Origin of the sequence: Microvirga mediterraneensis (genome assembly GCF_013520865.1) — a bacterium.
Taxonomy (GTDB): Bacteria; Pseudomonadota; Alphaproteobacteria; order Rhizobiales; family Beijerinckiaceae; genus Microvirga; species Microvirga mediterraneensis.
Map to the genome: position 1 here is coordinate 3,583,345 of NZ_JACDXJ010000001.1, position 13,452 is coordinate 3,596,796.

General features: G+C 62.4%; 19 protein-coding genes. 10 read left to right on the forward strand and 9 right to left on the reverse strand.

Annotated elements, in window-relative coordinates; genetic code table 11:
- Positions 1-297: 297 nt before the first annotated feature.
- The 3 genes from H0S73_RS17035 to H0S73_RS17045 all read left to right on the forward strand — a co-directional run bounded on the left by H0S73_RS17035 (position 298) and on the right by H0S73_RS17045 (position 1,981).
- Positions 298-957: a L,D-transpeptidase gene (locus H0S73_RS17035; protein ID WP_425488229.1), complete on the forward strand. Its 660-nt coding sequence runs from the start codon at positions 298-300 to the stop codon at positions 955-957.
- 107 nt (positions 958-1,064) lie between these two features.
- Positions 1,065-1,268 (forward strand): YgaP family membrane protein, encoded by a 204-nt coding sequence (locus tag H0S73_RS17040; protein WP_114945121.1) that lies wholly within the window; start codon positions 1,065-1,067, stop codon positions 1,266-1,268.
- A gap of 332 nt (positions 1,269-1,600) precedes the next feature.
- Positions 1,601-1,981 carry a DUF1622 domain-containing protein gene (locus H0S73_RS17045; protein WP_246389015.1) on the forward strand — a complete coding sequence of 127 codons (381 nt, stop codon included), beginning with the start codon at positions 1,601-1,603 and terminating at the stop codon, positions 1,979-1,981.
- Here the strand turns inward: H0S73_RS17045 and H0S73_RS17050 are convergent.
- The gene (locus H0S73_RS17050) at positions 1,964-2,923 is read right to left on the reverse strand and encodes a homocysteine S-methyltransferase family protein (protein ID WP_181053258.1); all 960 of its coding nucleotides are present in this window, start codon (positions 2,921-2,923) and stop codon (positions 1,964-1,966) included. The two genes, H0S73_RS17045 and H0S73_RS17050, sit on opposite strands and share 18 nt — an antisense overlap.
- A gap of 206 nt (positions 2,924-3,129) precedes the next feature.
- On the opposite strand from H0S73_RS17050, the gene H0S73_RS17055 reads away from it, so the two are divergent.
- From H0S73_RS17055 to H0S73_RS17065, 3 genes are all read left to right on the forward strand, one after another.
- A complete protein-coding gene (locus tag H0S73_RS17055; protein ID WP_181053259.1) occupies positions 3,130-3,906 on the forward strand; it encodes an EAL domain-containing protein in 777 nt (258 codons plus the stop codon).
- Between the two features lie 231 nt (positions 3,907-4,137).
- Positions 4,138-4,437 (forward strand): hypothetical protein, encoded by a 300-nt coding sequence (locus H0S73_RS17060; protein ID WP_181053260.1) that lies wholly within the window; start codon positions 4,138-4,140, stop codon positions 4,435-4,437.
- An 89-nt stretch (positions 4,438-4,526) separates the two neighbouring features.
- The gene (locus H0S73_RS17065; protein WP_181053261.1) at positions 4,527-4,664 is read left to right on the forward strand and encodes a hypothetical protein; all 138 of its coding nucleotides are present in this window, start codon (positions 4,527-4,529) and stop codon (positions 4,662-4,664) included.
- 12 nt (positions 4,665-4,676) lie between these two features.
- Here the strand turns inward: H0S73_RS17065 and H0S73_RS17070 are convergent, their stop codons facing one another.
- Positions 4,677-5,417: a LuxR C-terminal-related transcriptional regulator gene (locus H0S73_RS17070; protein WP_181053262.1), complete on the reverse strand. Its 741-nt coding sequence runs from the start codon at positions 5,415-5,417 to the stop codon at positions 4,677-4,679.
- A 418-nt stretch (positions 5,418-5,835) separates the two neighbouring features.
- Between H0S73_RS17070 and H0S73_RS17075 the strand changes: the two genes are divergently transcribed.
- A complete protein-coding gene (locus tag H0S73_RS17075) occupies positions 5,836-6,036 on the forward strand; it encodes a hypothetical protein (protein WP_181053263.1) in 201 nt (66 codons plus the stop codon).
- Between the two features lie 182 nt (positions 6,037-6,218).
- On the opposite strand, the gene H0S73_RS17080 is transcribed toward H0S73_RS17075, so the two are convergent.
- Together H0S73_RS17080 and H0S73_RS17085 are read right to left on the reverse strand one after the other, a co-directional pair.
- Positions 6,219-6,614 (reverse strand): hypothetical protein, encoded by a 396-nt coding sequence (locus H0S73_RS17080; protein ID WP_181053264.1) that lies wholly within the window; start codon positions 6,612-6,614, stop codon positions 6,219-6,221.
- 96 nt (positions 6,615-6,710) lie between these two features.
- Positions 6,711-6,878: a hypothetical protein gene (locus H0S73_RS17085; RefSeq protein WP_181053265.1), complete on the reverse strand. Its 168-nt coding sequence runs from the start codon at positions 6,876-6,878 to the stop codon at positions 6,711-6,713.
- A gap of 254 nt (positions 6,879-7,132) precedes the next feature.
- Here H0S73_RS17085 and H0S73_RS17090 point away from each other — a divergent pair, with 254 nt between their 5' ends.
- Entirely contained in the window at positions 7,133-7,357 is a 225-nt protein-coding gene (locus H0S73_RS17090; RefSeq protein WP_181053266.1) for a NepR family anti-sigma factor, read from the forward strand.
- Between the two features lie 24 nt (positions 7,358-7,381).
- On the opposite strand, the gene H0S73_RS17095 is transcribed toward H0S73_RS17090, so the two are convergent.
- Together H0S73_RS17095 and H0S73_RS17100 are read right to left on the reverse strand one after the other, a co-directional pair.
- Positions 7,382-7,741 carry a hypothetical protein gene (locus H0S73_RS17095; RefSeq protein WP_181053267.1) on the reverse strand — a complete coding sequence of 120 codons (360 nt, stop codon included), beginning with the start codon at positions 7,739-7,741 and terminating at the stop codon, positions 7,382-7,384.
- Positions 7,742-7,843: 102 nt separating this feature from the next.
- Complete coding sequence (locus tag H0S73_RS17100; RefSeq protein ID WP_181053268.1) at positions 7,844-8,239, reverse strand: response regulator; 396 nt, start codon at positions 8,237-8,239, stop codon at positions 7,844-7,846.
- A 379-nt stretch (positions 8,240-8,618) separates the two neighbouring features.
- Between H0S73_RS17100 and H0S73_RS17105 the strand changes: the two genes are divergently transcribed.
- Positions 8,619-8,858: a hypothetical protein gene (locus tag H0S73_RS17105; protein ID WP_181053269.1), complete on the forward strand. Its 240-nt coding sequence runs from the start codon at positions 8,619-8,621 to the stop codon at positions 8,856-8,858.
- 153 nt (positions 8,859-9,011) lie between these two features.
- Positions 9,012-9,164, forward strand: a complete 153-nt coding sequence (locus H0S73_RS17110; protein ID WP_181053270.1) for a hypothetical protein — start codon at positions 9,012-9,014, stop codon at positions 9,162-9,164.
- Positions 9,165-9,946: 782 nt separating this feature from the next.
- Here H0S73_RS17110 and H0S73_RS17115 read toward each other — a convergent pair.
- From H0S73_RS17115 to H0S73_RS17125, 3 genes are all read right to left on the reverse strand, one after another.
- Positions 9,947-11,203 (reverse strand): porin, encoded by a 1,257-nt coding sequence (locus H0S73_RS17115; protein ID WP_181053271.1) that lies wholly within the window; start codon positions 11,201-11,203, stop codon positions 9,947-9,949.
- A 284-nt stretch (positions 11,204-11,487) separates the two neighbouring features.
- Positions 11,488-11,778, reverse strand: coding sequence for a hypothetical protein (locus H0S73_RS17120; protein ID WP_181053272.1), 291 nt, complete (start codon positions 11,776-11,778; stop codon positions 11,488-11,490).
- A 116-nt stretch (positions 11,779-11,894) separates the two neighbouring features.
- Positions 11,895-13,451 (reverse strand): AMP-binding protein, encoded by a 1,557-nt coding sequence (locus H0S73_RS17125; protein ID WP_181053273.1) that lies wholly within the window; start codon positions 13,449-13,451, stop codon positions 11,895-11,897.
- Position 13,452 lies beyond the last annotated feature (1 nt).

A 13,452-nucleotide genomic window follows, 5' to 3' on the forward strand; every position in this document is an offset into this window, starting at 1 on the left:
AAAACTTAACGAACCTATCCAAAGCATTAACTCGCCACCAGTCGGTTGGATCGAGACGTTCAAAATACTGTGTCTTGCAAACCACACCCAGGCCTTGCCACATTTCCGCCATGCGAGATCCACCTTGTCGTCACCGCCAAGACTATGTCTCTTCATGAGTATTGCCGTCGCGCCCGAGCCTCGGCAGATGACACCCAAAAACAGAAACTGCAGGTCACCCTACTGATGTTTGCTGCCCTGGCTTCGCGCCCGTTACCGTTGAAAAACGCGCCCCGCTTCCTTGCGGTTCTTCTTCCGATGGCCTTGGCGGCCTGCGTTTCCACGCAAGGTCCCTCGCAGCAAGCCGTCCGCCGCATCGACCCCGCCTATGCGGCCATGTACGGACCGCGCCCGGATGAGCCGCATCCGCTGCCCGCCACCGACATTTCCGAAGTCGATCCGCGCTTCCTGCGTCGTGAGGTCGCCTATTACGGGCGCGAGGAGCCCGGCACCATCGTGGTCGACACGGAGGCCCGCCATCTCTACCTCGTGCGCGAGGGCGGCCGCGCGATCCGCTACGGCATCGGCGTCGGCAAGGAAGGCCTCGCCTGGAGCGGCCGTGCCCGGATCGGCCGCAAGGCCATGTGGCCGCGCTGGACTCCCACCGCCGCCATGATCCGTCGCGAGCCGGAGCGCAACGCCCGCTGGGCCGGCGGCATGGAAGGCGGTTTGAACAACCCGCTCGGCGCGCGCGCGCTGTATCTCTACAACAACGGCGTGGACACCATGTACCGTCTGCACGGCACCACGGAGCCCTGGTCCATCGGCCAGTCCGTGTCGAGCGGCTGCATCCGCCTGTTCAATCAGGATATCATCGACCTCTACAGCCGCGTGCCCGTCGGCTCGCCGGTGGTCGTGCTGCGCGGCCAGCGCCTGTTCGAGGTCGAGGACGAAACGCGGGTGTCCTCACGGTATTGAGTGACAGGAATAAAGTTCTAAAAAGGGTCGGCCGATCGCCGGCCCTTTTTCTTTTGTTCCCGTCAGGCCCGAGGTAGAATCGGCATGTCTCTGCTGGAGGCATGGTCATGACCGTAGAACGCGCGATCCTTCTGACCGTCGGCGGGCTCATCATCGTTTCTGTGCTGCTCGCCGTTACAGTCAACATCAACTGGCTCTGGCTCACCGGACTCCTCGGCGCCCATCTGGTGCAGGCATCCTTCACCGGGATGTGCCCGGTCGTGATGATGTTCAAGCGCATGGGTCTTCCCAGCAAACCGGGATTCACCTGACCGGTACGCAGCCATACCCCGTGAGCCGACCGCTTGATCCCTCATTCGAAGGAGGCGTGTCGCGTCGTCTCGAAGGAACGAGGGCGTCCACCTCCTCGTCATGACCGGCCTTTTGCCGGCCATCTCGCTTCTTTGAAGCGCCGCGCCTCATGGGGTCGTAATCACCGTCACAAGGCCGGTGATGACAAGGCGGGAGCTTCTTGTCTGGCTCTGACGATAAGCCGTGTGCTTGATGCATCCCTACCCACCCCGTTCATTTCCCCGCATGCCGCCGCTGGCAGCTTCGTCGAGCTGTCCTATGAATCTAAGTCCATGAAGGTGAAGGATCGCTCATGGACGATTGGTTTTTCTCGGCGCTGAAGCTGACGACACGCGCCATCGAGGTCGGCGGGATCGCCATCATCGTCCTCGGCATCCTCGGATCGAGCATCGCGGCGCTCTGGCAGATCCTGCACGGCCGTCCGGGTGCGGGCGCCTTCACCCTCTACCGCTCGAATGTGGGCCGCGCCATTCTGCTCGGCCTCGAGTTCCTCGTCGCTGCCGACATCATCAACACGGTCGCCATCGAGCCGACGTTTCAAGGACTTCTGATCCTCGGCGGCATCGTGCTCATCCGGACGTTCCTCAGCTTCTCGCTCGAAGTCGAGATCGAGGGACGCTGGCCCTGGGACCGGCATAAGGCCGAAATCGAACCTTCACGCCGGCCGGCCTGAGGACGGAATGCAAGCCTCGCAGATTGCCGCGATATGACGATGATCGGTGCCGCAACATCCTCCGAGCACGGAAAGCCGGGGCAGGCGCTGGCGCAGCGCCCGGTAATGCCGCCCGATATCGACCGGATCGCCGGAATCGAGCTCGGTGGATTCATCGAGCTCCGCGTGGCTTTTGACCGAGGCATTGGCGCGCAGCCCCCGGACACGCCGGGTCCATTCATCCCTCTCAGACAAGATACCCTCGAAGTGGGTCGGGTGCGCGCAATTGATCATGTAATAGGCCGGAGCATCCCCCGTCTCCCGATCTGTCCGCTCGATGGCGGATCGGAGCGTCTCGCCTGAAGCGAGCCTGCCGTCGGTTTCGACCGTGAACGATATCACCACCGGCATGCCGAGCGCCTCTGCGGCACGGGCAATTCCAATGGCTTCTTCCGCATAGTTCATGGTGATGGCGCTCACCAGGTCCGCCCCGGCCTCGCGGAAGGCCTCCAGCTGCGGCGCATGATAGGCCTGAGCCGCCTCCGCCGTCATCCGCGCATCGGCCCTGTAACCGTCCCCGCGCGGGCCGACGACACCGTTGATCAGGATCCGATCCGGCTCATCGGAAAGCCGTTCGCGAAGAGAGGCGGCCCAGCGGACGGCCTCCCGGTTCACCTCCGCCACTTCGTCAGGCAGGACATTCAGCTTCGCGCCCCAGTCCGCATTGGCCCGCCATGTGGGCGTATCCAGAATGAACCCGACATCCCGATCCATGGCAGTGCGGATGTATGGCTCGAAATACCGTTCGAGCCGGTCCCGTCCCTCCTCGCTGCCCAGAAGGGGAAAGGCCGCGAAGCAGGGAAGATCGAGGCCTTCGGCGAAGACGAGCGTGGTCTCGAGACCGCCGTCGGTCAGGAAGATCGCATCGTCGGAGGGTGGAAAAGCAAATCGGCGACCGCGCATGGCAACGCCTCCCGCATTCCTTGCGAAACACCGCGCCGTCAGCCCGCCTCACGGCGATGACCGGCATTGCTCCACCGTCGTTCGACCTCAAAATGGCGGGCCCGGCGATCCGCAAGCTTGCCCCAGCGCCCGTCCGCTGGATGTGCCATTCCTCACGTTAGGGCAATCGCAAGATCTTTCCCCGTATTACTCTGTGAAATTCTCCAATGATCAGATCGGAAACGCCCGTGGACACGAGATCGGGATGCCAGGGATGCCGGACCAGTGACCGGCTTCCCTTCGAGTTCACCATGGCGTTCCACCCGATCGTGGATATCGACCGGGAAATTGTCTGGGGCTACGAAGCGCTGGTCAGGGGGACGGAGGGGCAATCGGCATGGCAGATCCTGAGTCAGGTCGATGAGGACAGTCAGTACAAGTTCGACCAAGCCTGCCGGGTGAAGGCCATCGAACTGGCCGGCCGCCTCTTCCCGAAAACCGAGGAGACGCGGCTTTCCATCAACTTCATGCCGAATGCGGTCTACGAGCCCTCGGCCTGCATCAGGACATCCCTCGAAACCGCTCGCCGCGTGGGATTCGACACGCGGCGCATCATGTTCGAGTTCACGGAAAACGAGCGGATGTCGGACACGAAGCACGTCGCCCGGATCATCGCGGAGTACAAGCGCCTCGGGTTCATCACGGCCATCGACGATTTCGGCGCGGGCCACGCGGGCTTGAACCTCCTCGCCAATTTCCAGACCGATCTCATCAAGATCGACATGGAAATCGTCCGCGGCATCACGGATTCGTCCGCGCGCCAGGCCATCATCGCCGGCATCCTGGTGATGGCGCGCGCGCTCGGCATCACGATCATCGCCGAGGGCATCGAGACGGAAGCCGAACTCTCCACCCTGCGGGCCGCGGGCATCAGCCTGTTCCAGGGCTTCCTCTTCGCCCGGCCCGCTCTCGAAGACCTTCCGGCGGTTGCGCTCAGCTCCTGATACGACGGGGTTCGCCCGGACATGCGCCATGAGCGCGACCGGGATGCGCCGAACCTCCGGAACATCCCGTCGACGGTAGCCCTGACGAGGATGGGCAACGCCTCTTCATCTCCCTGAGCCCGACGGGAGCCGCGATGGCCATGAATGACCCCGCTGCGGTATTATCATCGGCGGCATGGTCTTCGTCCTGGCCGGTGTCAGGACGGAGCGCTCCACACAGGGAGGTTAGCCATGGATCGCATGAAACTCGCATGTGCCGCCATCGCGCTGATCGGTATCCGCTCCGACGCCGTCGCGCAAAGCCACCCGCCGACCACCGGAATGACCTGCGCCGAAGCACGAAGTCTCGTTGTGGCGCACGGCGCCGTCGTCCTCAGCACCGGCCCGACGACCTATGAACGCTACGTGTCGTATAGCGGGTATTGCGGGCTGGGCGAACTCGCGGGACCGGTGTGGGTTCCGACCCAGGATACTCGCCAATGCCCCATCGGCGGGCGCTGCGTGCCCGTCGGTCGCGGCGACCGGTCTTGATCGAGCGCATGACGTGAAACGCTTCACAGCGGCCTCGGCCGAACTGCGTCATCCTTCGGGCTATCGAGAAAAGCCGAAAGGAAGACGTCATGAAGGCGACGGATCATCACTGCAAGGAACTGGAGCCGGCCTTGCGGCCCTTCCCCGTATCGGTCGCACTGCTGCTCGTGGTCATGGGCATCAACGTCGCGGCAACCATCCTGTCCCTGCTCGCGACGCTGGCATGACGCTTCCCTTGCTCAGCTCAAGCGCCGCACTTCGCGAACCGCGCCGGTCGTCGAACCGGCATCGCGGAGATTCCCTGTCGCCCACATGGCGGCCTGAGTGCGGTTGGCAACGCCGATCTTGCGCAGGATCGCCTTGACGTGAACCTTGATCGTCGCCTCGGTGATATCGAGCTTGCGCGCAATGACCTTGTTCGGGTCGCCGCCCATCAGGGACTGGAGGATCACGGTCTCGCGCGGCGACAGCTTCGAAACCTTCGCATCCGGCAGCCGGTGCTCGACCACGGGGGCGACCTGGGCCGCGCCGGCGGATACGTACTCCCGGGCGAGGAGCTGGCGCACGACCGAACCAGGCAGGATCCTCTCGCCCAGCATGGTGAGTTCGAGCGTCCTGATCAGAACCTCACGGGCACTTGTGGCAAGGCAAAAACTATCCACCCCGGCTTCGACGGCGGATTGCACGGCCTGAATATCGAACTGCTGCGAGATCGCCACGACCCGCGTGGCGGGATGCTGAGCCTTGGTCTCCCGGATGAGAGCGAGCGTTTGCTGGAAATCTCCAGTGGCGTCGACGATGCAGAGATCGGGTCCGCTCGATGCCGTTCCGGGCACATCGAAGCAGGTGCCCGACAGAAGCTGTGAAAGGCCAGCCTGCAGCAGAACGTTCCCGCAGAGCAACTTTGTTGCCACGCGCTGCATGGAATCGCTTGCCGGCGCAGCAGGCGCTGCGGCATGTTCGGAATGATCCTTGATCATCGGTTGCCCCCCTTAGGACAAAATGGTGCGAGTTAGTCCTCCTGGGCGTATCAGGACTCAAAGTCCTAACTTGATCAAGGGATGAAAGCCCTCCTCTACTCACTAAGGAGTACTACGTACCTCCTAATGGCTCCGTTACGGAAAGCTCCTGTTAATATCTTCCAAGAACACGCCCGAAGCTCAGGCTCGGCAACCAACCAGCCAAGTCAGAATCGACAGGGATGTCCCGCCTTTCATCCTCCGGATTACCGACTTGGAGCCGGGCCTTTAATCCGCAAGCTTAGATTGCATGCGTTGCCGCCTCACCGTCCAGGACGATATTATTCCTGACGGCTTGGGAAGGCTGGAGGGGCACATGCAGGTCGGCAAGGCGAGTAGGTCGGATGAACATCCCGGGAGGAACCCGCTCAAAGGCTGCATGACCGACAATGACTTGAAAATTCTCTGGGTGGCGCGGACGCTCACCAATATCGACTTCCAGTACGGCGAGGACATCCTGAACCTCGACCACAGCGCCATCGATGCCGAGCAGAAGCGATATATCGCGACGCAGCTGCTCCTGAAGTATCGCGAGAGGCGGGCCCCCTATCAGCAGCTCCTCGATAGCCTCCGGTCCTGAGAGCCGCCGAAGAATAGTCAATAAAAGAGGCCCCGAGAGGGGCCTCAGTTCTTCGGAGGGAGCAACCAATGCTGTCGGCCACGCATCAGTGTCACTCCGTCCGAGGCAAGGGTCAATTCACGTATCCTTACGAATCATGACGTTTGCGAGCGCCGCGCCCCTCCCCCAAAGCCAGCTGTCCTTCAACGCGCGCCCGACGAAGGCTCCTCCTTCGTCCCGGGCCGCTGGATCTTGCTCTCGTGGAAGCGACGGACATTCTCGGTGCCGATATTCGTTCTCGAGACGCTCGCAGCCTGCTCGCGGTTGGCCGCGTAGCAATCCTGCATGGCGAATTTCTCGTTGGCCCGAGGATGATAGAAGGTCTTTTCCGTGCGGTTATACGTCCACGGCTCGTCGCTGCAATTGCGCCCGAAAGCCCCGATCGTATTCTCGACGGCCATCCATTTCAGAGCAGAGCCGGGGCATTGTCCCTCATACTGCCCGCTATAGGGGCCGATGCGGGGATAGCAGGTCGTCTGGGCCTGAACTGCGCCGAGGGATGACAACAGGATCGCGGTGGACAGGATCGCTCTGGACATGGGTTCATTCGAGAAGTGGTTGCGGCTCAGCTTAGCAACAACAATTCCGCAAGGGAATGCACCTGCGCGTCAGAATGGACCCGAGAGCCCGCGCCGTCAGCGGCCGTTCCACGCGCGCAAGGCGAGGATCGGCGTCAGGATGGGCCAGCCGAAGCCCGCGATGAGGATGTGGTCGAGACCGACACCCTCCTCGCCGTCGATCGTGGTCGACACTGCCAGCAGCAGGATCACACCGCACAGATAGACCATGAGAACTTCACGCATGAACCCAGCCCGCCTTTGTCGTTAAGGTCGAGCTTTGACGCAGTGCTCATGGGAATCCAATGCGACCGGCGGTCGCCGCATCCTTTGGTCGAAGATGCCCGGGCCGCTCCGGAGGAAAGAGAAAGTTCGTCCCAAGGCTTGGCCCGGCGCTTCAGCTACCCCAAAAAAGTATTCTCTTCCATAAAGTTAGCTGAAACCCAATTCGGTCTCGCCCGTTCTCAGGCTCAAGGATGCGAAGCAGATGGAGGACATGGATGCCAAAGCGGCACCACCCTTATGACGCAGAGAGTGAACGAGGCTGGAGCATCGGCTCCGGCAATCTGACGCCGACCGGCCAGTCGGAACTTCTGAAAGATCTCGGGCGGCAGTTGCAGCAGAACTATCAGCCCATGCTGAAAGAGCCTGCCCCGGATCGAATCCAGCACCTGCTGGAGCGTCTGGAGCAGGCTCAGCACCAAGAAGACGACGAGGGTCTCTGACCCCCGGACCGGCCGCTCGCGGCCTTAGCCCCTGCGGCGTTTCCGGTGGCCGGAGGACGTCTCGCGCGGAATGAGATTATAGATCAGGAATCCCGTCAGGATTCCGGCCCCGAGCAGAACCAAAGGGTACGACCTGGCGCTATGAACCACGTCGGAAGCTTTCTCCCGCACCACATACAGTGGGGCGGAATCGTGGATCAGACGCTCGGCGCGCCTGAGATTCTCGCGGCGGGTATGAATTTCCAGGTCATATCCATCGTCGTCCTCGCGCTCGTGGACGGCAATGCTGTTGCGGGCGAAGCCACCCGCTACCAGACGCTGAACGGCCTGGTTGGCCTCCTTGCGAGACGGGAAGCTTCCTGTGGCGATGGACGTATGCGGCATCAGTCAATCCTTTTCAAACTGCTGACGCAAATTCCTGGCAAGCGCCAAGGTTCCACGCACCCCGGCGGGATGAGAACCCGGGTTCGCCCGATCGCCGTAGTGTCAATGCCGCCGGGAGGCGTCCGCCGCCCTCTCGGCTTCCATCAGGACCTCCAGCGCCTTCCAGGGCTTCGGCATGAAGCGAACATCGCGCGGAACATCGGCCTCACGTTGATCGAGAGGCCGTCCGGATGTCAGGACGGTGCGCACCCAGGGCCATTTCAGGCGCACGGTACGGACAAGGTCCAGCCCATCCATCAGACAGGGAAGACGGACATCGGCGAACAGGAAGGCCACCTCGTCGGAATGCTGCCGCAAATAGTCCAGGGCCTCTTCCGCGCTGGAAGCCTCAACGACCTTCAGGTCGGTTTCCTCAAGGAGCGCTGCCGCCAAGCCTCTGACCTCGAAGTCGTCCTCGACGATCAAGGCGACGCGATACGGCTCGATCTTCTGTCCCATCCGGTCATCTCCTCTATAATCCGGCGGCTGTTCTTGGAGCCTGCCGCGCGTGCAACGACGCGCGAGGCCCGGTGATCGTTGGAAGGACCGTCCCGGAAACGCAAAGCGGGTGGTCGCGGTGACGAAGCGAGGCGCGACGCAAGCTGCTGTCCGGCTTGTCGCGCAACGAAGAAATCTATTCGTGGGCGCGAATACAAAAACTCGATGTCCCGATGGTTCGCCATCGGGTGAAGCCCTGATCACAGAACGGTGAACCTCGGGCTCCGTTTCAGCTTGGCCGTTAAGAAAATTATCGGAAGGTCGTTTTTGCCTTGGAGGAACCTGCCCCCAGGCTGTAGCTTAAGCTCTGACCCGACTGTCCGCACGCGAGATCCCGATTGTGCTCAAGGAGACCAAGCTTCATCAAGAGTTCTTGGATCTGGAGCAACACATGCGGCTTCTGGATCGGCAGCTTGCAGACGCCATTCAGCGCATCCGCCACGGCTCCTCCCCTGATCTGGTCGAGAAGGCCAAGGAGGACGAGAAATTTCTTCTCTCCGAGCTCGATCGCCTGATGACCCGGATGCGCGCCGTCGAAGGTCAGCTTCTGCAGATTCAGAAGACCGCCACGCGTCACTGACACATCGTGCGATCCCTGAGGACCTCCCTAAAGGATTTTCCCTCAACGAGAGGCGCATCGTAGCCCGTGTGCGGCAGAGCACCTCGCGCAGCCCGATGAAGGTTCATGGTGACACGCGATTAACGTTAGGTCAGATCACGAAGAGGATGAGGTATGACCTTCGACGGTTCTCATCTCACATCACGACGAACTGAGATTGCCAGCGATCGTGCTCCCCGGCGCCTTGGCATTCCGCTGATCCCGGCTTTGCTCAGCGCATTGGCGATCCTGAACGTCGTGTCGGTTGTCATGGCGCTAATGGACTAGCTCACTTCGCCGGCCGTCGATGAGGCGAGAGTTCGTGGGACAAACAGGAAGAACTGCAAGGCGCGTTCCGGAGAAGGCGGCCTTGCAGTTTCATGAAAAATGGTCAGCGCATCGTGCGAACTTAAGTGTTTGCGTCAGATGGTGCGCCGGCCGGAAACGAACACCGCAATGGCCCAAAAGCATCCTCGCTTTTGGGATCTATGCCTTATCGCAACCCGAGGAACGACAAGATCGCGAGGACGACCACGATCGCTCCGATGAGCCAGATGATGTTGTTCATGATGATGCTCTCCTGACGTTGGCTTGACCCCATGCCAACGGTCAAGGTGAGCCTTCGTTCCGTCGATTGAGCCGGTCCGACTAATCGGCCGCGCAATCGGTCACATCCCGGCCAGCCACGTTTCCTGCGGGGCCGATCTGGCGTCTCGACACGGTCGTGCACGCCTCACGCGTCAAGCCACGGCTCGTATCCGCCCGCACGCTGCCGTCAAAGACGCGCTCCGTTTCATAGCCCGGCCCGGATTGATATTCCCAAGTGGAAACGCCCGCCGTGCCCACGCATCCGGACAGCCCGGCTGCAAGAAACGCAACAGACGCCAGGTTTCTGAAGGCTTTCCGCATCGCTCATCCCAATTGTTGGTTTCGCCTGTTCCACGCACGTTATAAACCGCACTTCCGATACGGCAACGCAGTTCGCGACATCTCACCGAGATGCCGAAGACATCAAAAGAAAAACCCCGGCGTTGCCACCGGGGTTCTCCGATCGGATCGGGATAGGCCGATCAGAAGTCGCGCTGAACGCGCAGGCGGCCTTCCCAGGTGTCGCTGTCCTGGCCGAAAGTCGGGCCGCGCGGATCGATGTTGGAGTAGAGAACCTCCACACCGAGATCGAGGCCCGAAACAGGCGACCAGATCAGGTTCGTGCCGGCGCGCCACTCGGTGAAATCGAACACCGAAGCGTTGACGAAGGTGCCAACCGGAACGCCTACCAGGTCGTTGCTGTAGTCGACGCGGGCATACGAACCGAACACGCTCTGGCGGACCGTCGGGGTCCAGTAGTGGTTCAGGCCACCGGCGATCGACCAGCCGCGGCCGGTATTGATGTCGCCATTGGTGCCCACATAGGCGTCGACCACGTCGCGAGTCGTGGCGCCGGACGTGACGTTCGGATCGAAGCCCAGGTAGCCGAGAGCGCCGTCCGCATAGGTGGCGGCGAGCCACAGGGCATCACCCTGGCCGAGCGCCGGCAGGTTGACATAGCCCTGCCCCGTGACGGCCCAGCCGAGCTTGGTGTCAGGGTAATCCACGCCACCGCCGGGGAACGTGACCAGATTGTCGCTGCGCAGCTGGTGCAGGGCGGCACCGAGCTGAGCCGAGCCCCAGGAGCCCTCATATTTCAGGTTGCCCACCACGTCCGGCATCGTCTGGCCGGCTTCGGTGAATACGGTGGTTCCGGCGAAGGTGTTGCCGGTGAAGCTGCCCTCTTCGATCGCCAGCGTGGCCGAGAAGCCGTTGCCGAACGAGAAGGTGTAGGCGAACGCGTTCACAGTCGGAGCGTCATAGAAGCGGAGCGTGCCCCAGTTCTCGTTCGGCAGGTCGCTGTTCATGAAGAACGAGATCGTCCGACCGGCGGTGAGGCCGCCGAACTGCACGAAGGCCTGGTCGACGTTCGGCGAGGTCGAGCTGAATTCGTAGGCGCCGGTGTTGCGGGTCATCTCGAAGCGCACGAAGGTGCGGAGCAGACCGTAGGCGGTGGCGGTGCGGGCGTCGAGCTGGATACGGCCACGAGCGCGGAAGCCGATGGCGTCATCGGCGCGTGTGTTCGGCTCAAGGTACAGGGCCTCGGCGCGGACTCGGCCGCCGATGCGGAGACAGGTTTCGGTGCCGGGGATGTAGAAGAAGCCTGCGCCGTAGGTGGAGCAGACGCGCACGTATTCAACAGCAGCGGCCTTCTTCGCGGGAAGATCGGCAGCTTGAGCTCCGGCAACAGCCGCGAGACCCGCGACCGATCCGAGGAAGAGGCTCTTAGCGAGCTTCATGGTGATCTCCAAATATTCCTGAGTCCATGACTCATACACAACCGTGACCATAATCGAGCGTCGGCTTGGCGCAATCGGGGCCACCGCGCAGTTCGCCCATTCATGGCGCAATCTGCTGAAAAGATAAGCAAATCTGGATCGCGCCCGAAATTATCTCCGCCAGTGTGTCATTATTTCAACATCGACAACCCGGGCTTACGAAAGGTCATTTGGAGTGCCAGGATGCTTCCGTAACGGAAGAAAGCGGAATGGTCCTATCCCCGAGCAGCAGGCCGTTTCAGTCCTCAGTCGTTGAAGAAATAATCGGAGTCCCGACAGACATATCCCGCAAAGCATTGCGGCGTGTCCCGGGTCGGCACGTAGCGCGGCTCGATCGTCTCGTTGATCTCGCAGAAGCTGCGGTCCCTGACGTACCGGTCGTAGGTATAGGTGCCCGTGCCGAGAACGACGGCCCCGCGCGAGAACACGAGGCCACGGGCCTGGGCGCAGGTCATGCTCGGAGTGAAGGGTCGGTTTTGAGCCAATGCGCTCGAAGCGAAGGACAACGCGACCAGAACAAGAGCAACTCGTCTCATACCCGAACCCTTCATGCGGATGTCCGTAGCGGAAGCATATTCCCGTATGACAACGTGGAAAGGCGGGCCCGGTTACGCACGAGGTTCGAGGTTTTCGGGAAAACGAGAGCGCGATCCTAAAGCATAGGCTGCAGGCGCCGCGCCAGCTCGACGGCGGCGGCGTAATCGGTCTTTCCCGAGCCCAGCACCGGAATGCCGGAGACCAGGATGGAGCGGGGCACCCAGAGCTCGGGAAAGCCCTGTGCCTTGGCGTGGGCCAGCAGCACGTCCCGGTCCGCTTCCGGCTTGTCCGTGATGAGGATGATCTGCTCGCCCTTGCGCGGATCCGGCACGGCCACGACCACATGGTTACTGTCGGGCCAGAGGCTCTGAACGGTGGCCTCGATGGCGGCCAGCGAGATCATCTCGCCGCCGATCTTGGCGAACCGTTTCGCCCGCCCCCGGATCGTCACGATCCCGTCGTCCACGGTCACGATGTCGCCGGTATCGTGCCAACCCTGGACGGGAGGACGCAGACCGCCGGGAGCGGTGGGATCGAGATAGCCCTTCATCACGTTCGGGCCGCGCACGTGCAGGCGGCCGCCCTCATGGATCCCTTCCACCGGGTCGAGGCGCCATTCGAGGGCCGGCAGGATCGGGCCGACCGATCCGGGCCTGTTGCGGTCCGGTAGACTCACGGAGATGACCGGAGAGCATTCGGTCGCCCCGTACCCTTCAAGGATCACCGTGCCGTGCTTGGCCCAGAGCCTGCGCGTCTCGTCCTTCACCCGTTCGGCCCCGGCGATGACATAGCGGACGCTCGCCAGATCGTTCTCCCCCGCCGCGCGGGCATAGCCCTGCAGGAAGGTATCCGTCGCGAGCATGATCGTGGCGTGCGTCCCGGCCACGAGCTTCGGGATCTGCCGGTAATGGAGCGGACTCGGATAGAGCACGGACTTCATGCCGTTGAGAACCGCCGTCAGCAATCCGGCGGTCAGGCCGAAGGAGTGGAAGATCGGCAGGGGATTGAAGAACACGTCGTCCGGCCGCAGCACGTCGCCCGCGAGCGCCTTGACCTGATAGGCATTGGCGACGAGGTTGGTGTTCGACAGCGCCACGCCCTTCGGCACGCCTTCCGAGCCTGAGGTGAACAGCACGACGGCCGTATCGTCGGGTTCGACCTTGGCGCCGGCGTGAACGCGCCTCGCCATCCAGGAATCGACGAGCCCACGCAGCTTGTCGAGGCTCGTCAGCTGCCCCCGGACATCCTCGAGCCACAGGATCCGCCGCCCCTCCCCCAGGATCGCCACGAGGTCGTCGAGCTTGCCCTGCTCGACGAAGCGGCGGGAGGTCACGATGGTCTTTATTCCGGCGAGCTCGCATGCGGCCTTGAGATTCTTGGATCCCGCCGTGAAGTTCAGGAAGGCGGGAACCCGCCCGAAGGCGTTGAGCCCGAACAGGGTGACGGCGATGGCCTGGACGTTCGGGAGTAGCACGCCGATCGTCTCGCGCTCCGCCGTCAGGCCCGCCAGCTTTCGCCCGAGGACAAGCGAGCCCAGGACGAGGCGCCCGAAGGTGATCGGCTGGCGCTCCAGATCCTCGAGGGCGACCTTGTTCCGGCCGAAGCGGTCCCTCGCGTCGAGAAGGGCGCCGAACAGGCTCTTGCGCGTCCGCGCGATGTCGAACTCCACCACC